This window comes from Variovorax sp. Soil_C_26, assembly GCF_057657075.1.
In genome coordinates, this window is sequence record NZ_JBDGJC010000002.1 from 553,568 (window position 1) to 572,226 (window position 18,659).

An 18,659-nucleotide genomic window follows, 5' to 3' on the forward strand; every position below is an offset into this window, starting at 1 on the left:
AACAGGTCAACGGCCGTGCGGGCCTGTCGACATCGGCGGCGCCACTTCCTCGAGCGGCCTGCGTTCGGCGTCGGCCGCATAGCGCAGCGCCAGCAGCCCCGCCACGATGACCAGCACGGCGCCGATCGCGTAGCCGACCGTCACCGCGCCGCGGCTGCCGGTCTCGATGAGCATGCCGAACAGCAGCGGCGCCACGAAGCCGCCCGCGCCTGTGCCGATGGCATAGAAGATCGCGATCGCCATGGCGCGCATCTCGAGCGGGAAGACCTCGCTGACCGTCAGGTAGGCGGAGCTCGCGGCGGCCGAGGCCAGGAAGAACACCGCCGACCAGCACAGCGCCTGGCTGCGCGCGTCGAGCCAGCCCATCATGAAGGCCCAGCCCGTGAGCGCGAGGCCGATGCCGGCCAGCACGTAGGTCAGCGCGATCATCTTGCGCCGCCCCACGCTGTCGAACAGCGGCCCGAGCAGCAGCGGACCCAGCACGTTGCCGAGCGCGAACGGAAAGATGTAGAGCGCCACGTTCTCCTCGGCCACGCCGTAGAAGCGCGTGAGCACGAGCGCGTAGGTGAAGAAAATCGCGTTGTAGAAGAAGGCCTGCGACACCATCAGCGCCATCGCGACCACGCTGCGCGCACGGTAGCGGTGCAACAGCACCTGCGCCACTTCGCGCAGGGTGGGGCTGCGGCGCTCGCCGCCGTAGGCCACGCGGCTCGTCGAGGGGGCCGGCAGCGGCCCATGCTGCACGCGCACCTCGGCCTCGATGCGCTCGACGATCGCGAGCGCCTCGTCGGCGCGGCCGTGCGCCACAAGCCAGCGCGGGCTTTCGGGTACGTCGCGCCGCACCAGCAAGATCGCCACCGCCAGCACCGCGCCGAGCCCGAAGCCCACGCGCCAGCCCCAGACCGGCCCGATCACCTGCGGATCGAGCAGCACCAGGCTGAGCCCGGCGCCCAGTCCGGCGCCGACCCAGAAGCTGCCGTTGATCGCGAGGTTCACGCGGCCGCGCACGCGCGCGGGGATGAGTTCGTCCACCGCCGAGTTGATGGCCGCGTATTCGCCGCCGATGCCCAGGCCGGTGACGAAGCGGCAGACCGCGAAGAACGCGAAGTCGGGCGAGAACGCGGTGGCGAAGGTGCCGAGCGTGTAGACCACCAGCGTGACGAGGAACAGCTTCTTGCGCCCGAGCCGGTCGGTGAGGCGGCCGAACAGCAGCGCGCCGATCACCGCGCCTGCGATGTAGACCGAGCCCGACAGGCCGATCTCGGTGGCGCTCAGGCCGAGCGTGTCGGGCCGTTCGAGCACCGCGCCGATCGATCCGACCAGCGTCACCTCGAGCCCGTCGAGAATCCAGGCGACGCCGAGCGCGATCACCACGCGCCAGTGCCAGCGCGACCAAGGCAGGCGGTCGAGCCGCGCAGGGATGTCGCTGTAGAGGGTGTTGCTGCTGCTTTGGTCGGTCAATGCGCTCCGTGCTCCTTCTCGCGTTGAAAGGTCCACCAGGGCAGCAGCGCGCGCAGCGACTGCACTTCGCCGCTGCCTGCGGTCTCGTAGCCGGGCAGCGTGCCCAGCAGGTGCTGCCACCCGGCGCTGCGCAGCACCTGCACCAGCGCCTGCACGGCGGGCTGGTCGAGCGCCGACTTGAGGCAGGCGAGGTGGTAGCGCTCGTGCACCAGCGGCACGAAGCCCAGGCCTTCGGCATCGGCCGCCGATGCGAGCCCGAGGCCCACGTCGGCCTGGCCCGATGCCACGGCATGCGCCACCGCCGCATGCGAGGTTTCGCAGCGCTCGTGGTAGCCCGCGAGCGCGGTGCCGTCGAGCCCGGCCTGGGCGAGCAGGTCGTCGAGCAGCACGCGCGTGCCGGTGCCGATGGCGCGGTTCACGTAGCGCGCGCGCAGGCGTGCCGCGTCGGCCAGCGAGCGCAGGCGCAGCGGATTGCCCGGCGCCACGAGCAGCCCCTGCGTGCGCCGCGCAAAGCCGATCAGCTTGTGCTGGCCCGGCTTGAGCAGCGGCTGGTAGGTGCGCTGCGCCAGCGAGCCGCGCGGCGGGTTCTCCAGCGTGTGGAAGCCCGCCATCACGCAGCGGCCCTGGTTGAGCGCGCGGATCGCGTCCACGCTGCCGGTGAAATGGATATCGAGCTGCAACTGCGCCGTGCCCGCCGCATGGGTGCGCAGCAGCGCGAGCGCGTCGTCGTGGCTCGCCTGCAGGCTCAGCACATGGGTGCGGTCGTCGAAGGCGAGCGCGAAGGCGCGCTCGAGTTCGGCATGCAGCGCCTCGATCTGCGGCGCGAGCCGGGCCTGCGCCTGGCGCTCGGCCCACAGCAGCTTGTCGCCGAATTCGGAGAGCTGCGCGCGCTGGCCCTGTTCGCCCTGCACCAGCGGCCGGCCCAGCGTCTGCTCCCACGCGCGGAGTTCGCCCCACACATGGCGGTACGACAGTCCCAGCGCCCGCGACGCGCCCGATATGGAGCCATGCTCGCGCACCGCCAGCAGGATCTGCATCAGCGGATTGCGGATCTGCCGCGGTCCATGGCGGCGCGGCCGGATCGCGTAGGAAAGGTCGATCTGTTGCACGGGGCGGCGGAGGGTGGAGGCCGGCCCATTATGCAGAGCCGCCTCCGCCGGCGGGTGTCGGCCTGCGCCGCGCGGTGCGCGGCGTCCCTTTATTGCGTTTCGGCCAATGCGTCAGCCAGCGCGTTGACGAGGCGGTCGATCTCGGCCGGCTCGGCGATGAACGGCGGCGCGAGCTGGATCGTGTCGCCGCCGTAGCGCACGTAGAAGCCCTTCTTCCAGCAGTTCATCGCGATCTCGTACGGACGGCGTGCCGGCTCGCCCGGCAGCGCGGCGATCGTCAGGCCCGCGGCCAGGCCGTAGTTGCGGATGTCCGTCACATGCTTGCTGCCTTTGAGGCTGTGCACCGCGTTCTCGAAGTGCGGTGCGAGCGCCTTCGCGCGGCCGATCATGTCTTCCTTCTGCAGCACGTCGAGTGCGGCGATGCCGGCCGCGCAGGCGACCGGGTGCGCGCCATAGGTGTAGCCATGCGGGAACTCGAGCATGTAGTCGGGGCCGCCGGCCGCCATGAAGGTGTCGTAGATCTCCTTGCTCGCGATCACCGCGCCCAGCGGCTGCGCACCGTTGGTCACCTGCTTGGCCACGTTCATGATGTCGGGCGTGACGCCGAAGGCCTCTGCGCCCGTGAGCGCGCCGCAGCGGCCGAAGCCGGTGATGACCTCGTCGAAGATCAGCAGGATGTTGTTGGCAGTGCAGATGTCGCGCAGGCGCTTCAGGTAGCCCTTGGGCGGGATCACCACGCCGGCCGAACCCGCGAAGGGTTCCACGATCACGGCCGCGATGGTCGATGCGTCGTGCAGCGCGATCAGGTCGAGCAGGCGGTCGGCGAGCTCGGCGCCGTGCTCGGCCATGCCGCGCGTGAAGGCGTTGGCCGCGATCTGCGTGTGGGGCAGGTGGTCGGCTTCCACGCCCTGGCCGAAGAGCTTGCGGTTGGCCGCGATGCCGCCCACCGAGATGCCGCCGAAGTTGACGCCGTGGTAGCCCTTCTCGCGGCCGACCAGGCGCGTCTTGCCCGCCAGGCCCTTGGTGCGCCAGTAGGCGCGCGCCATCTTCAGCGAGGTATCCGCGGCCTCCGAACCCGAGCCCGTGAAGAACACGTAATCCAGGCCCGCGGGCGTGAGTTCCTTGAGCTTGTTGGCAAGCTCGAAAGACAGCGGATGACCGAACTGGAAGGCCGGCGAATAGTCGAGCTTCGCGATCTGGCGGCTCACCGCCTCGGTGATCTCGGGGCGGCCGTGGCCCAGGCCCGAGCACCACAGGCCCGAGAGGCCGTCGAAGATCTTGCGGCCTTCGCCGTCGGTGAAGTAGGCGCCCTTGGCTTCCACGATCATGCGCGGATCGGCCTTGAACTGGCGGTTCCCGGTGTAGGGCATCCAGTGCGCGTCGAGCCAGGCGGCGTCGGTGCGCAGGGCGGGCGTGGGATCTGCGGCGGGGGTGGCAAGGGTCATGGCGCGGGCTCCGGAGGTGAGTGGATGCGCCGATTGTTGATAGTGCCTTCAGTGTGGAGAATGGCGCAATATCAATGTTCACTTGACGATTCATGCAAGTAAAGGAAAAGAGCCGAAGTCGTGCGGTGCTCGGCCAGCTCAGCGACATGGACCTGCGCCTGCTCAAGGTGTTCAGGAGCGTGGTCGACTGCGGCGGCATGGCGGCGGCCGAGCTCGAACTCAACATCGGCACCTCCACGGTGAGCCGCCATGTCAAGGACCTCGAGACGCGGCTCGGCCTGGTGCTGTGCCGGCGCGGCCGCGCGGGCTTTGCGCTCACGGCCGAGGGCCAGCGCGTGTACGACGAGACGCTGCGTTTGCTGGCCTCGGTCGATGCCTTTCGCGGCAGCATCGACGACATCCACAACCGCATGGGCGGCCAGCTCGACGTGGCGCTGTTCGACAAGACAGCGACCAATCCGAAGGCGCGCATCGGCGAGGCGATCGCGCGCTTTGCCGAGATCGCGCCCGAGGTGAACCTGGCCGTGCACGTGGGCTCGATCAACGCGATCGAGCAGGGCGTGCTCGAAGGCCATTTCCAGATCGGCATCATCCCCGCGCACCGGGCGTCGAAGAGCCTGGTGTATGCCGACCTGTTCGACGAGACCATGCTGCTGTATTGCGGTGCCGGGCATCCGCTCTTCGGTGCGAGCCACGCGAAGCTCACCTGGGCCCGGTTGCGCGAACATCATTTCGCGGGCCTGGGCTACCACTCGCCGAACATGGAACTGAGCCACCGCGCGAAGCTGTCGCGCAAGGCCACGGGCTTCGACCAGGAGGCGATCGCGACCCTGATCCTGTCGGGTCGCTTTCTCGGTTTTCTGCCCGACCACTACGCACAGGTGTTCGAGCAGCGCGGGCTCATGCAGGCCGTGCTGCCGGCGCGGTTCAACTATGCGTGCCGGTTCGTGAGCCTGCTGCGCAGGTCGCCGAAGCCGTCGCGGGCGGTGCTGGCGTTTCAAGCGTGCCTGGAGGAGGCGCATTGCTGAATGCGATGTCGTGCAGAAAGTAAAACAAAAGCGTGCATACATCACGCGGTGGACGCCTTCTTTTCGGGCTGCGGCCAGAGCCTGGATTAGGCTTGCGCTCCCTCCAGAAACCGCGCGACAGACCCGTTCGCCAGCTCCCACAGATTCCCATCCCGCGCTACAAGACCTTCACCGCCTCGCTCGTGCTGGCGGCTTTCGCTTCGAGTTCGCATGCCGCGGACATCGGCGTTCAAGCCACCGACCCGGTGGTCAGCAAAGCGCTTCCGTCCGGTTCGGGCATGACCTGGCATGCGGGGAAGTACTTCGTCGTGGGTGACGATTCGCCCTATCTGTTCGAGCTGAACCGCAAATTCGCGATCGTCGACAAGACCCTGCTGCAGGACTATCCGCTCAAGAAGAACGGCCGCATTGCCAAAAACATCAAGCCCGACCATGAAGCGATGACCACGGTCACATGGAATGGGGTCGTCTGGAACCTGATCCTGGGCTCGGGCAGCAAGCAGGGAACGCGCGAAACGGGCCTGCTGGTTGCCGTGAGTGGCAAGTCTGTCGCCCATGTGCGGGACATGGCCGGGCTCTATCGCGACTTCGCCGCCCTCGCGGGCTTCGAGGCCGGCCAGACGGTCAACATCGAGGCCGTGGCGGTGGCCCTTGACGCGGTTTACTTCTTCAATCGGGGCAACGCCGGGCAGAACATGCTCTTCAAGGTGACGCTCGCCGACCTCATGGCCTACATGACCGGCCAGGCGAGCCGCATCACCGACATCCGCCGGTACGTGGTGCAGCTGCCGCGGCTAGGGGGACGCGAGGCAGGGCTCTCGGGCGCCGACCACTGGCCCGAGATCGACAGCCTGGTCTACAGCGCCTCGGTCGAGGGAACCGACAACGCCTACGATGATGGCGCGGTGCTCGGCAGCTTCCTGGGGTTGATTCCGCTGTCCGAGCTGGACGATGGCGCGCCGCTCGACCTGACCCAACGCGCGCAGCGCCTGCTGTCGAAGGGCGGGGTGCCACTCAAGACCAAGGTGGAATCCATTGCGCTGACGCACACGGAGCCGCGCCAGGCCACGGCGGCCTTGGTCAGCGACAACGACGACGGCACGAGCGAGTTCTTCGATGTCGTCTTGACCCTGAAGTCCGCGCAGCGACGCTGACCACGCGGGCCTGCGCGCCTACCGCTGTCCCCCACTGGGCAGCAGCAAATGCTTCGCCCCGATGTGCGCCTCCATCTCGTGCATGTGGGCCTCGGCGTCGACCATGTGCTCGGCCATGAGCCGGCGCACCTCGTCCGCATCCTCCTTGCGGTAGGCCGCGAGCAGCTGCGTGTGGTAGTCCACGTTGGTCTCGCCGAAGTGGTGGTGGTCCAGCGCCTTCTTGTAGACCACCAGGTCGCGCAGCAGGTCATTGAGGAAGCGGCACATGAACGAGAGCACCGGATTGGGGCAGCGCTCGGCCAGCAGGGTGTGAAAAGCGAGTTCGGCCTCGCGCTGGGTGCGCAGCTCGTCTTCGTTGGTCGGCTCGATGGTGCACAGGCGCACGTTGGCCTCGAGCTGCTCGAAGTTCTCGGGCGTGAGCCGCCCCACCACGCTCACCGCGAGCTCTGGTTCGAGCGCCTTGCGCAGCTGGTAGATGTGGTGCCCGTCGAGGTGATGGAAGTGCAGGAAGTTGCGCAGCGGCTCCGACGCATGCTCGACCGACACCTGCTGCAGGTAGGCGCCGCCGCCGGGGCCGGTGCGGATCGCCACCAGGCCGCGCACCTCCAGCGCCTTGAGCGCCTCGCGCACCGTGCTCTTCGAATAGCCGAACAGCTCGATCAGCTCCTTCTCGTTCGGCAGCCGATCGCCGGGCTGCTTGCGCTCGGCCACGATCCAGCGCTTGACGTCTTCGACGATGACGTCTGACAGCTTTTGCCGCTTGGGGCGGCGCTGCCCGAAGCTCCTGGCGTCCTGCGGTTTCATGCGTGAGAAAGAAGTCCTTGCGAGAGGGAAAAGCAATGTGCGAGCAGGTATCGGATTCGGTCGCTGCCGATTTTGGCACGCGCATTGCTAGCGGGTTTTTACCAGCATATTAATCCTATTTATCCGCTTAAATTGCTGCGATTCGACGCAGCACCCTCTCTCACTTCACCCCGACCGGAGAACTCCATGCAACGCAGACACCTTCTTCAGCTCGCCGCCCTCTCGGCCGCGCCCGCCGCCTCCCTGCTGGGCGGCCGTGCCGCCTGGGCCCAGTCAGCCGAGGCGATCCGCTTCGGCTGCCCGGTGCCGATGTCGGGCGCCTTCGCGGCCAACGGCAAGTACGCCGACCTGGGCATGAAGCTCGCGATCGAGCAGTACGGCAGCGTGCTCAAGCGTCCGCTCGCCTACACCGTGCTCGACACCGAGGGCAAGCCGGCCACCGCCGTGCGCAAGGTGCAGGAAGCGCTGCAGCAGCAGGGCACCAAGTTCTTTGCCGGCGGCATCCTGTCGTCGGAGGCGCTCGCCATGGGCAAGGAGGCCGAGAAGGCCGGCGGCGTGTTCATCACCACCGCGGGCGCCGACGAGATCACCGGCAAGGACTGCAACCCGGCCACCTTCCGCTGGTCGGTGCCCACCTTCGGTGCGGTCGAGCAGACAGTGCGCCCGCTGATCGCGAGCATGCCGAAGGCCAAGCGCTGGTACACCATCACGCCGCAATACGTGTTCGGCGAAGGCCTGCTCAGCGCCGCCAAGAACATCTTCCAGGAGAAGGGCATCGAGCACGTGGGCAACAGCTACCACTCGCTCAACGAGAAGGAGTTCAGCGGCTATCTCACCAACGCGCTGGCCGCCAAGCCCGACGTGCTGCTCCTGCTGAACTTCGGCGCGCAGTCGTCGGCGGCGCTGCGCCAGGCGGTGAGCTTCGGCATGCACAAGAACATGACGATCCTGATCGCCTGGGCGTCGGGGCTGGAGCAGTTCGATGAACTCGGCGCCGACCTCTGCGACGGCGTGTACTTCGGCGCGCAGTACTGGCACACGGTCGACTCGGCGCTCAACAAGGACCTGGTCAAGCGCACGGCCGACAAGCTCAAGATCGTGCCCAACTACAGCCTCGCGGGCTCGTACGTGTGCACCAAGATCCTGATCGACGGCATCGTCAAGGCCGGCAACGTCGACCAGAAGGCCGTGATCGCGGCGCTCGAAGGCCTGAAGTACGACGGCCTCACGGGTGCCGAGGAAATCCGCAAGGCCGACCACCAGGTCATCAAGGACTACTACCTGCTCAAGGGCAAGGCCAAGTCGAAGATGAAGGATGCGGCCGACTACGTGGACGTGGTGAGTTCGGGCAAGTCGTTCCTGGCCCCCGACAAGACCGGCTGCAAGCTGGGCTGAGCACGCAAGGAAACCGACGCGCCCCATGTCCGTCTACCTGCTCCAGACCATCAACGGCATCGGCATCGGGATGCTGTATTTCCTGCTGGCCGTTGGCTTGTCCATCGTGTTCGGCCTGCTGCGCTTCGTCAACTTCGCGCACGGGGCGTTCTACCTGCTGGGCGCCTACCTCTGCTTCCAGGTGATGCAGTGGGGGCTCGACTTCTGGCTCGCGCTGGTGGTGGTGCCGGTGTTCGTCGGTGCGCTCGGCTGGCTGGCTGAAAAGCTGCTGCTGCGCCGCGTGTATGCCAAGCCGCACGAGTTCCACATCCTCGTGACCGTGGGGCTCGCGCTCGCGGTGCAGGAGATCGTCATCGTCGTCTGGGGGCCGCTGGGCAACAGCGTGCCGACGCCCGACCTGCTGCAGGGCGTGGTGATGTGGGGCAGCTTCATCTACCCGAAGTACCGGCTGTTCGTGATCGGCTTCACGGCCGTTCTCGCGGTGCTGCTGTGGTGGGTGCTCGAAGGCACGCGGCTGGGGAGCGCGGTGCGCGCGGGCAGCGAATCGACCGAGATGGTGTCGCTGCTCGGCATCAACGTGTTCCGCGTGTTCAGCCTGGTGTTCGCGCTCGGCGCGGCCACGGCCGCACTGGCCGGTGTGCTGGCCGCGCCGATCCGCGGTGCCGAACCGTTCATGGGCGTCGAGGCGCTGGGCGTGGCGTTCGTGGTGGTGGTGATCGGCGGGCTCGGCAGCTTCGGCGGCGCGTTGGTGGGCGGCCTGCTGATCGGCATCGTGCAGAGCCTCATGAGCACCCTCTGGCCGCCGGGCGCGAGCCTGATGATCTACATCGCGATGGGCGCCGTGCTGCTGCTTCGTCCACATGGCCTGCTCGGCCGGAGGGCCTGACCGCCATGTCGAAAAAAATGACGTTTCTCCTGGCGCTGATCGTCGCCGCGGGCCTGCCGCTGGTGCTGCGCTCGGGTTCGCTCGCGAGCGAGGTGCTGATCTACGCGCTGGCCGCGCTGGGCTGCAACCTGCTGCTGGGCTACACCGGGTTGCTGTCGTTCGGCCAAGGCATCTTCTTCGGCCTGGGCAGCTACACCATCGCCATCCTTCTCACGCGGCTTGCGCTGCCGATGCCGCTGGCATTGCTCGCGGCCATTGCCATGGGCGCGCTCGGCGCGGCGGTGGTCGGCTGGGTCGCCATTCGTCAGCGCGGCACCTACTTCGTGATGCTCACGCTGGCCTTCGCGCAGATGTTCTATTTCGTGGCCTACACGGCCTCGGGCCTGACGGGCGGCGACAACGGCCTGCTCGACGTGCCGCGCCCCGCCTTCATGGACACCCCCTGGAAGTACTACGCCTTCGTCGCCGTGATGTTCCTCATCGCGTTCGGCCTGCTGCTGCGCGTGACCGATTCGGTGTTCGGTCGCACGCTGCTCGCCATTCGCGACAACGAGGACCGCGCCGCCGCCGTGGGCTACAACCTGCGGCGCTTCAAGCTGCTGGCGTTCGTGATCTCGGGCGCTGTCACCGGCCTGGCGGGCGGCCTGCACGCGATGATGACCGGCATCGCACCGCTGTCGAACGCCGAGTACCACACGAGCGAGATGATCCTGGTCATCACCGTGATCGGCGGCACCGGCAACCTCTTCGCGTCGGTGCTCGGGTCGGCCTTCTACGTGCTGCTGGCCGACTGGCTCTCGACGCTCTGGCCGCGCTGGCTGTTGCTGCTGGGGCTGCTGCTGATCGCGGTGAGCATCGGCATGCAGCGCGGGCTCTGGGGCCTTGGCGAAGGCGCCTGGCGGCGCGTGTTCCGCAAGGCACCGCCTGCGGCCCGGCTGCCCGACGCACAAGGGGAAAAAGCATGAGCGAGGTGCTCATCGAAGCGATCGGCGTCACCAAGCACTACGGCAAGTTCGCCGCGCTCGGCGGCGTCGACCTGAAGATCAGGGCGAACACCGTGCACTCGGTGATCGGGCCCAATGGCGCGGGCAAGACCACGCTGTTCCACATGCTGACGGGCACCGGCACCACCACGGGCGGGCGCATCCTGTTCGATGGCCACGACGTGACGCGCGAGCCCGACCACCGGCGCGTGCAGCGCGGCATGGCGCGCTCGTTCCAGGTCACGAGCCTGTTCGCGAGCCTCGCGGTGCGCGAGAACCTTCGCGTGGCCGCGCAGGGCGTGGCGCCGCGCCAGGCCATGAACTGCTGGCGCGCGCCGGTCGGCGAGCGTGCCTGCACGCAGACGGTGGACGAGGTGCTGCAGCGCGTCGGCCTCGAGCGCATGGCCGACACGCCGGCCGGCGCACTGTCGCACGGCCAGCAGCGCCGCCTCGAGGTGGGCATGGCGCTGGCCGCCCGACCCAAGGCGATCTTTCTCGACGAACCGACCTCGGGCATGGGCATCGACGACCTCGACGACATGAAGCAGCTGATTCGCGGGCTGCGCGACGCGCACACCGTGGTGCTGATCGAGCACAACATGAACATCGTGATGGACATCTCCGACACCGTGACCGTGATGCAGCTGGGCCGCGTGCTCGCCGAAGGACTGCCGGGCGACATCCGCGCCGATGCGCGCGTGCGCAGCGCCTACCTGGGCAACATGATCACCGGAGGAAAAGCATGAGCGCCGTTTCTTGCTCCCTCTCCCCCTGGGGAGAGGGCAGGGGTGAGGGCAACGGCCTTCGCACATGCACTGCCCCTGCCGTCGCCGCTGGCCCTCACCCCAGCCCTCTCCCCAAGGGGAGAGGGGGCAGCAGCCAGGCCATGGCCGATTCTCGGGGAACGGAGGCGACCCGATGAGCGCGAACATCCTCGAAGTCGAGTCCCTGCACGCCCACTACGGCAAGAGCCATGTGCTGCAGGGCGTGTCGCTCACGGTCGGCGAGGCCGAGCTGGTCACGCTGCTGGGCCGCAACGGCGCCGGCAAGTCGACCACGCTCAAGAGCATTGCGGGCGCCGTCACGCCGAGCGGCGGCCGCGTGCGCTTCCAGGGTGCGGACGTCGCGGGCCAGGCGGCGCACCGGATCGCGCAGCGCGGCGTTTGCCTGGTGCCCGAGCACCGCGGCATCTTCAGGCTGCTGACGGTGGAAGAGAACCTCATGCTCGGCCAGCGGCGCGACTCGCGCTGGCAGTTGGGCGACGTGTACCGCATCTTCCCGCGCCTGAAGGAGCGCCGGCGCAACGGCGGCGGCCAGCTCTCGGGCGGCGAGCAGCAGATGCTCGCCATCGGCCGTGCGCTGATGAACCACCCGCGCCTGTTGATCCTCGACGAGCCCGTCGAAGGCCTCGCGCCGGTCATCGTCGAAGAGATCGTCGCCCAGCTCAAGACCATCAAGGCGGCTGGCGTGGCGATCCTGCTGGTCGAGCAGAACCTCGAGGTCTGCGTGCAGCTGGCCGACCGCCACTACATCCTGGAGCAGGGCGTGGTCGTGCACGAGGCCGGCAATGCGGCCTTCATGGCCGACCACGAGGTGAAGGACCGCTACCTGGGCGTGGGCCTTGCTTGAGGTTCCGCACTTCCATTCTTCGAACACCATGACACCCCACACCGAAATCCGCATCGACGGCGAGCGCCTCTGGCAGTCGCTGATGGAACTGGCCCAATTGGGCGCCACCGCAAAGGGCGGCGTCTGCCGCATCGCGCTGACCGACCTTGACCGCCAGGGCCGCGACCTTTTCGTGCGCTGGGCGCGCGAGGCCGGCTGCGCGGTGCGCGTCGACCGCATCGGCAACATCTTCGCGCGCCGCGCGGGCCGCGACGACGCGCTGCCGCCCGTGGTGACCGGCAGCCACATCGACACCCAGCCGACGGGCGGCAAGTTCGACGGCAACTACGGCGTGCTGGCCGGGCTCGAGGTGGTCCGCAGCCTCAACGACGCGGGCATCGTCACCGAAGCGCCGCTCGAGATTGCCGTGTGGACCAACGAGGAGGGCTCGCGCTTCGTGCCCGTGATGATGGGCTCGGGCGTGTTCGCCGGCGCCTTCACGCTCGAGCATGCGCTGGCCCAGCGCGACAACGACGGCATCAGCGTGGCCGAAGCGCTCGCGGCCATCGGCTATGCGGGCGATGCACCGGCCTCGGCCGCCGCGTCGCCTGTGGGCGCGTACTTCGAGGCGCACATCGAGCAGGGCCCGGTGCTCGAGGCCAACGAGCGCGTGATCGGCGTGGTCGAGGGTGCGCTCGGCCAGCGCTGGTACGACGTGGTGCTGCAGGGCATGGAGGCGCATGCGGGCCCCACGCCGATGGAACTGCGCCGCGACGCGCTGCTCGCGGCCGCCGAACTCGTGGTCGAAGTGAACCGCATCGCGCTCGCCCATGCGCCGCACGCGCGCGGCACGGTCGGCTGGATCGACAACTACCCCAACTCGCGCAATGTGATCCCCGGCCGCGTGAAGCTCAGCGTCGACCTGCGCGCGGCCGACGACGCGGTGCTGTCGGCCCTGGACGCCGCATTCAAGGACGCGGTGCAGCGCATCGCCGCCAAGGGCCGGGTCGAGGCCACGGTCGAACAGGTCGTCTATTTCCCGCCGCAGCCCTTCACGCCCGCGCTGGTGTCGGCGATCCGCGAGGCGGCCGAAGTGCAGGGCCTGAGCGCGATGAACGTGATCAGCGGTGCGGGCCATGATGCGGTGTACCTCGCGCGCGTGTGCCCCGCCGCCATGATCTTCGTGCCCTGCCGCGACGGCATCAGCCACAACGAGATCGAGGACGCCGAAGCCGCGCACCTCGAGGCCGGCTGCAACGTGCTGCTCCAGGCGATGCTGCAGAGCGCGGGAGTGGCCGCATCATGAAAGTGCTGATCGCGCGCCTCAACCACGAGACCAACACCTTCTCGCCGGTGCCCACGCCGCTTTCGGCCTTCGGGCCCGAGGGCCCCACGTTCGGCGCCCAGGCCTATCGCGACAACAAGGGCATGCGAACCGCGATGTCGGCCTTCATCGACCTGGCCGAGCAGGCGGGCGCCGAGGTTGTCACGCCGGTGTCGGCCTCGGCCAACCCGAGCGGGCCGGTCGATGCCGAGGCCTACACCACGCTCACGCAGAGCATCGTCGATGCGGCGCCGGGCTGCGACGCCATCCTGCTCGACCTGCACGGCGCGATGGTGGCCGAGAACAGCGCCGACGGCGAGGGCGACCTGCTGCTGCGCCTGCGCGCCGCGGCCCCGGGCGTGCCGATCGGCGTCGCGCTCGACCTGCATGCCAACGTGACGCCGGCAATGGTCGGCAACGCCGAGGTGATCGTCGGCTTCAAGACCTATCCGCACGTCGACATGTACGAGACCGGCGCCCACGCGGGCCGCCTGCTGTTCGACCTGCTCGCGGGGCGCAGCCGGCCCGCGATGCGCTGGCACGGGCTGCCGCTGATGGCGCACACGCTGCGCAGCGCCTCGTTCGTGGGCGCGATGCAGCGCGCGATCGAGGCCGCGCGCGCTGCCGAGGGCGCGGGCGAATCGCTCGCGGTGTCGATCTTCGCGGGCTTCTCGCTGTCGGACATCGAGGCGCCCTGCATGAGCGTGGTGGCGGTCGACGCGCAGTCGCCCGAGCGCGCGCAGGCCACCGCCGACCGCATCGCCGCGCAGATGTGGGCCGAGCGCGAGGCGTTCGTCTACCGCAGCGAGCCGCTGGCCGAATCGGTCGCGCGCGCGAAACGGCTCGCCGACGGCGCGACGCGCCCGGTGCTGCTGCTCGACCACGGCGACAACTGCATGTCAGGCGGCAGCTGCGACACGATGGACGTGCTGCAGGAAGCGCTGGCGCAGGGGCTGGCCGGCATTGGCGTGGGCCCGCTCTGCGACCCCGAAGCCGTGGCCGCGCTGGTCGCGGCGGGCGAGGGCGCCACGGCCACGGTGGCGCTCGGCAACAAGGTTTCGCTCGCGGGCATCGGCCGGTCGGCGCCGCCCGTGGTGCTGACCGGCGTGGTGCGCACCGTCTGCAATGGCGAGTACGTGATCACCGGTCCCACCTACACCGGGCAGCGCAGCAGCATGGGCCGCACCGTGCTGTTCGACACCGGCGCCGCGCGCATCGTCGTGACCGAGCGCACGCAGGAGCCGTGGGACCTCGGCGTCTTCGAATGCACGGGGCTCGATCCGCGTACCGAGCGCTTTCTGCTGCTCAAGTCGCGCATGTACTGCCGGCCGGTGTTCGAGCCGCTGTCGGCCGGGCTGGTCGAATGCGACAGTCGGGGGGTGACGAGTTCTGACTACAGCCTGTTCCCGTTCTCCAAGGTCCGCAGGCCCATCTTTCCGCTTGACGCAATCTGAGGCGCGCGCCTCGTCACCTATGCAAAAATTTACATAGGTAATTGGGGCCACGCCCCGATACTGCGGCGCCTTCCCACGCCTCCCATGAAGCCCGCTGCATGAACACCTTCGCGCAAAGTGCCGTCGCGGCCTGGCACCTGCTCGCCGACGGCGACCCGATGCTGCTGGCCATCGTCGGGCGCTCGCTCGCGGTCAGCGCCAGTGCCTGCGTGCTGGCCTGTGGCTTCGGGCTGCTGTTCGGCGCCTGGCTCGGCGTGGCGCGGTTCCGCGGGCGGGCCGCGCTGCTGACGCTGCTGAACACGCTGCTGGCGCTGCCTTCGGTGGTGGTCGGGCTGGTGATCTACCTGCTGCTGTCGCGCTCGGGCCCGCTCGGCTTCCTGGGCTGGCTGTTCTCGTTCCAGGCCATGGTGCTGGCGCAGACGGTGCTGGTGCTGCCGGTGGTGACGGCGCTCACGCGGCAGACCATCGAGGACACCGACCGCGCGCACGGCGAGCAGCTGCGCTCGCTCGGCGCGCGGCCGCTGGTGCGGGCGCTGCTGCTGGCATGGGACGAGCGCTACGCGCTGCTCACGGTGCTGATCGCGGCCTTCGGGCGCGCGGTCTCGGAGGTGGGCGCGGTGATGATCGTGGGCGGCAACATCGACGGCTTCACGCGCGTGATGACCACCGCCATCGCGCTCGAGACCAGCAAGGGCGACCTGCCACTGGCGCTCGCGCTCGGGCTGGTGCTGTTGGGCGTGGTACTGGTGCTCAACCTCGCGATCGCGGCGCTGCGCGGCTGGCGCGAGCGGATCGACGGCGGCGCAGGCCCGGGCGCCGCGGCGCCGGCCTGGCGTGCGGAGGCGCGCTCGTGATCGCGGATGCGGCCGTGTTCTCACTGAAGGGCGTCGACGTGCGCCTGGGGCGGGTCGTGGCGCTGCAGGGCGCCACGCTGCGCATCCATGCGGGCGAGCGGGTGGCGCTGATCGGCGCCAACGGCAGCGGCAAGACCACGCTGCTGCGCCTGCTTCATGGGCTGGTGCCGCACGTGGCGGGCAGCCTGGCGGGCGCGGTGCCGCGCCGCCAGCAGGCGATGCTGTTCCAGCGGCCGCACATGCTGCGCGCCTCGGTCGCCACCAACGTGGCGCTGGCGCTCTGGCTGCGCGGCATGCGCTGGCGCGAGGCGCGCCGTGCGGCCCTGCCGGCACTCGCGCGCGTGGGCCTCGAAGACCTCGCGGAGCGCAATGCGCGCGCGCTGTCGGGCGGGCAGCAGCAGCGCGTCGCGCTGGCGCGCGCCTGGGCGCTGCATCCGGCGGTGCTGCTGCTCGACGAGCCCACGGCCAGCCTCGACCCGACCGCCAAGCGCGAGGTCGAGTCGCTCATCGCCGAGGCCGCGAGCGGCCGCACGCTGGTGTTCGCGAGCCACAACCTGGGGCAGGTCAAGCGGCTCGCCACGCGCGTGGTCTACCTCGAGCACGGCCGCATCCTGGCCGACCTGCCGGTGCACGATTTCTTTCATGGGCCGCTGCCGGAAGAGGCCCGCCTGTTCGTCAAAGGAGAGTTGGCATGAACTTGTCTTTCAAGCACCTTGCGGCCGCGCTGGCCATGTTCGCGGCGGCTGCGGCCGCCGCACACGCCGAGACCATCACCATGGCCTCGACCACGTCCACCGAGCAGTCGGGCCTGTTCTCGCACCTGCTGCCGGCCTTCAGGAAGGCCAGCAACATCGACGTCAAGGTGGTGGCGGTGGGCACCGGTCAGGCCATCGACATGGCGCGGCGCGGCGATGCCGACGTGCTGTTCGTGCACGACGCCGCGGCCGAGGAGAAGTTCGTGGCCGAAGGCTTCAGCGTCAGGCGCTATCCGGTGATGTACAACGACTTCGTGCTCGTGGGCCCGAAGGCCGACCCGGCGGGCGCAAAGGGCAAGGACATCGCCACCTCGCTGAAGAAGATCGCCGCGGCGAATGCGCCTTTCGTCTCGCGCGGCGACAAGAGCGGCACCGACGCGGCCGAGCGCCGCCTCTGGACGCAGGCCGGCGTGGCCGAAGCGGGCCAGCCGGTGCCGAACGAGCGCAAGGGCAGCGGCTACAAGGAGTGCGGCTGCGGCATGGGCCCGGCGCTGAACATCGCGGCCTCCTCGGGCGGCTATGTGCTCGCGGACCGCGGCACCTGGCTCAGCTTCAAGAACCGCGCCGACCTGGCGGTGCTGGTCGAGGGCGACAAGCGCCTGTTCAATCAGTACGGCGTGATGGTCGTGAGCCCGGCGAAGTTTCCATCGCTCAACAGCCGGGGCGCGCAGAAGTTCGTCGACTGGGTGATCTCGCCGGCCGGGCAGGACACGATCGCGGGCTACAAGATCGGCGGGGAGCAGCTCTTCTTCCCGAACGCCTCGGCCAACTGAGCGGCGCCGGCGCGCCATGACCTCCGAGGTCATCGACGCCCAACGCGCGCGGCGCGACCATCCTTTCACCCCGCGACGTTGCGGGCATCGACCTCGAAAGGACACGCACCATGAACACCGCCGCCCACGACGCCACCGCCATCGCCCAGCGCTACATCGATGTCTGGAACGAAACCGACGCCGCACGCCGGGCTGAACTCATCGCTTCGGGCTGGACCGCCGATGCACGCTATGTCGATCCCATGGCGCAGGCCAGCGGCCGCGAGCAGATCGGCGCACTGGTCGGTGCGGTGCAGCAGCGCTTTCCGGGCTTCCGCTTCAAGCTGCTCGGCGAAGCGCAGTCCCACGGCGATAACCTGCGCTTTTCGTGGACCCTGGGACCGAGCGAGGCCGAGGACATGATCCAGGGCACCGACTTTGCACAGCTCGAGGCGGGCAAGCTGCACGCCGTGACCGGGTTTCTCGACAAGGTTCCCGCGAGCGCCTGAGCCTCAGCGCGAAGCCGAGCGCCCGCGCCACAGCTTGCGGTAGACCGTGGCACGGCTGATGCCGAGCGCACGTGCAGCCTCGGCCACGTTGCCCCGGGCGTCGGCCACGGCCTTGCGGATCAGCGCGGTCTCCACATCGCGCAGCCGGGGCCGCGATTCGGCAACGGGCTCCGGCGGGTGCTTGCCGCCGCCGCGCTGCGGCCGCACCTGCACGCGCAGCCCCGACCAGAGCGGGGCTTCGAGCACCGCGTCGCCGCGCCGTGCGGCATCGAGCAGCATCTGCAGCGGCAGCGCGAACAGGTCGCTGCAGTGCAGCGGCGCCTGGGGGCTGCGACCGAGCGGCTCGTGCAGCATCTGCCGCGCGGCGGCATTGGCGCCGATCACGCCGCCCTCGGCATCGACGCACAGCAGGCCTTCGGTCGCCTCGCTGGGCGGACAGCCGGGCCACGACAGGTGCAGGCGCATCTCGCAGGGCTGATTCAGCACCAGCAGGTTCTCGATGCTGCGCGCCGACAGCATGGCCAGGTGGCGCAGCTCGGGCCGTTCGGCCACCTGCACGCCGGTCAGGTCGAGCATGCCGATGCAGTCGCCCTGCGGGCCGAAGAGCGGGGCGCCGGCGCAGCTGTAGACGCTGGTGTCCTCGAAGAAGTGCTCGCCACGGTGCAGCCACACCGCCTCCTGCTCGGCCAGCGCGGTGCTGATGGCGCTGGTGCCGATGGCGCGCTCCGACAGGTCCACGCCGATGCGGCCGATGTTGCGCGCATAGCGGGCGCTGTCGTCGGCGCCGTCGGGCAGAGCGCCCACGTCGACCACGATGCCCTCGGCATTGGTCAGCACCGCGAAATAGCGCGTGTCGGCAATGGCGCGCGACAGCCGCTCGATCACCGGCCGCGCCGCCGCCATGAGCGCCCGGTTGCGCTCGGCCACGTCGCGGATGGCCGACTGGCCGACCGGATCGAAGCTCACGCGTTGCTGCGGCTGGCGCCCGGCCTCCATGCAGCGCTGCCAGGAGCGCGCGATCCAGGGCTCGATGCGTACCGGCGCGCGGGCCTCGCCGTGGATCAGGGCCCGGCGCGCCTCGGCAATGGCGAGCGAACGCTCGGTCAGGTGCGGGGCGATCGGAGCGGACATCGTTCTG

18 protein-coding genes are annotated in these 18,659 nt (G+C 69.3%); 13 read left to right on the forward strand and 5 right to left on the reverse strand.

Translation table 11 applies throughout. From position 1 onward, the window contains the following. Positions 1-6: 6 nt before the first annotated feature. The 3 genes from AC3A6G_RS08120 to aptA form a co-directional block, all read right to left on the reverse strand. Entirely contained in the window at positions 7-1,461 is a 1,455-nt protein-coding gene (locus AC3A6G_RS08120; protein ID WP_487873502.1) for an MFS transporter, read from the reverse strand. Next, complete coding sequence (locus AC3A6G_RS08125; RefSeq protein ID WP_487873503.1) at positions 1,458-2,570, reverse strand: substrate-binding domain-containing protein; 1,113 nt, start codon at positions 2,568-2,570, stop codon at positions 1,458-1,460. Before AC3A6G_RS08125 ends, AC3A6G_RS08120 begins: the two co-directional genes overlap by 4 nt. A gap of 89 nt (positions 2,571-2,659) precedes the next feature. Continuing rightward, on the reverse strand, positions 2,660-4,015 hold the full coding sequence (aptA, locus tag AC3A6G_RS08130; protein WP_487863431.1) for an omega-aminotransferase AptA: 1,356 nt from the start codon (positions 4,013-4,015) through the stop codon (positions 2,660-2,662). A 92-nt stretch (positions 4,016-4,107) separates the two neighbouring features. Here aptA and AC3A6G_RS08135 point away from each other — a divergent pair, with 92 nt between their 5' ends. Together AC3A6G_RS08135 and AC3A6G_RS08140 are read left to right on the forward strand one after the other, a co-directional pair. Beyond that, the gene (locus tag AC3A6G_RS08135; RefSeq protein WP_487863432.1) at positions 4,108-5,043 is read left to right on the forward strand and encodes a LysR family transcriptional regulator; all 936 of its coding nucleotides are present in this window, start codon (positions 4,108-4,110) and stop codon (positions 5,041-5,043) included. A gap of 92 nt (positions 5,044-5,135) precedes the next feature. Further along, entirely contained in the window at positions 5,136-6,197 is a 1,062-nt protein-coding gene (locus AC3A6G_RS08140) for a DUF6929 family protein (protein ID WP_487873504.1), read from the forward strand. An 18-nt stretch (positions 6,198-6,215) separates the two neighbouring features. Here AC3A6G_RS08140 and AC3A6G_RS08145 read toward each other — a convergent pair whose 3' ends face one another. Next, positions 6,216-7,001 carry a FadR/GntR family transcriptional regulator gene (locus AC3A6G_RS08145; protein ID WP_487863434.1) on the reverse strand — a complete coding sequence of 262 codons (786 nt, stop codon included), beginning with the start codon at positions 6,999-7,001 and terminating at the stop codon, positions 6,216-6,218. 186 nt (positions 7,002-7,187) lie between these two features. On the opposite strand from AC3A6G_RS08145, the gene AC3A6G_RS08150 reads away from it, so the two are divergent. From AC3A6G_RS08150 to AC3A6G_RS08200, 11 genes are all read left to right on the forward strand, one after another. After that, positions 7,188-8,396: an ABC transporter substrate-binding protein gene (locus tag AC3A6G_RS08150; protein WP_487863435.1), complete on the forward strand. Its 1,209-nt coding sequence runs from the start codon at positions 7,188-7,190 to the stop codon at positions 8,394-8,396. 25 nt (positions 8,397-8,421) lie between these two features. Next, the gene (locus AC3A6G_RS08155; RefSeq protein ID WP_487859764.1) at positions 8,422-9,282 is read left to right on the forward strand and encodes a branched-chain amino acid ABC transporter permease; all 861 of its coding nucleotides are present in this window, start codon (positions 8,422-8,424) and stop codon (positions 9,280-9,282) included. Between the two features lie 5 nt (positions 9,283-9,287). After that, the gene (locus AC3A6G_RS08160; protein WP_487873505.1) at positions 9,288-10,247 is read left to right on the forward strand and encodes a branched-chain amino acid ABC transporter permease; all 960 of its coding nucleotides are present in this window, start codon (positions 9,288-9,290) and stop codon (positions 10,245-10,247) included. Then, positions 10,244-11,011, forward strand: coding sequence for an ABC transporter ATP-binding protein (locus AC3A6G_RS08165; protein WP_487859766.1), 768 nt, complete (start codon positions 10,244-10,246; stop codon positions 11,009-11,011). Before AC3A6G_RS08160 ends, AC3A6G_RS08165 begins: the two co-directional genes overlap by 4 nt. A 172-nt stretch (positions 11,012-11,183) precedes the next feature. After that, positions 11,184-11,894: an ABC transporter ATP-binding protein gene (locus AC3A6G_RS08170; RefSeq protein WP_487873506.1), complete on the forward strand. Its 711-nt coding sequence runs from the start codon at positions 11,184-11,186 to the stop codon at positions 11,892-11,894. A 28-nt stretch (positions 11,895-11,922) separates the two neighbouring features. After that, a complete protein-coding gene (locus AC3A6G_RS08175; RefSeq protein WP_487873507.1) occupies positions 11,923-13,179 on the forward strand; it encodes a Zn-dependent hydrolase in 1,257 nt (418 codons plus the stop codon). Then, positions 13,176-14,651 carry a M81 family metallopeptidase gene (locus AC3A6G_RS08180; protein WP_487873508.1) on the forward strand — a complete coding sequence of 492 codons (1,476 nt, stop codon included), beginning with the start codon at positions 13,176-13,178 and terminating at the stop codon, positions 14,649-14,651. The genes AC3A6G_RS08175 and AC3A6G_RS08180 overlap by 4 nt, the downstream gene beginning before the upstream one ends. Before the next feature lie 98 nt (positions 14,652-14,749). Continuing rightward, entirely contained in the window at positions 14,750-15,505 is a 756-nt protein-coding gene (locus tag AC3A6G_RS08185) for an ABC transporter permease (protein ID WP_487873509.1), read from the forward strand. A 14-nt stretch (positions 15,506-15,519) separates the two neighbouring features. Then, the gene (locus AC3A6G_RS08190; protein ID WP_487863442.1) at positions 15,520-16,200 is read left to right on the forward strand and encodes an ABC transporter ATP-binding protein; all 681 of its coding nucleotides are present in this window, start codon (positions 15,520-15,522) and stop codon (positions 16,198-16,200) included. Further along, positions 16,197-17,033 carry an ABC transporter substrate-binding protein gene (locus tag AC3A6G_RS08195; protein WP_487873510.1) on the forward strand — a complete coding sequence of 279 codons (837 nt, stop codon included), beginning with the start codon at positions 16,197-16,199 and terminating at the stop codon, positions 17,031-17,033. Before AC3A6G_RS08190 ends, AC3A6G_RS08195 begins: the two co-directional genes overlap by 4 nt. Positions 17,034-17,143: 110 nt before the next feature. Continuing rightward, on the forward strand, positions 17,144-17,521 hold the full coding sequence (locus tag AC3A6G_RS08200) for a nuclear transport factor 2 family protein (protein ID WP_487859773.1): 378 nt from the start codon (positions 17,144-17,146) through the stop codon (positions 17,519-17,521). Positions 17,522-17,524: 3 nt separating this feature from the next. Here the strand turns inward: AC3A6G_RS08200 and AC3A6G_RS08205 are convergent, their stop codons facing one another. Continuing rightward, complete coding sequence (locus AC3A6G_RS08205) at positions 17,525-18,652, reverse strand: helix-turn-helix domain-containing protein (protein ID WP_487873511.1); 1,128 nt, start codon at positions 18,650-18,652, stop codon at positions 17,525-17,527. Positions 18,653-18,659 lie beyond the last annotated feature (7 nt).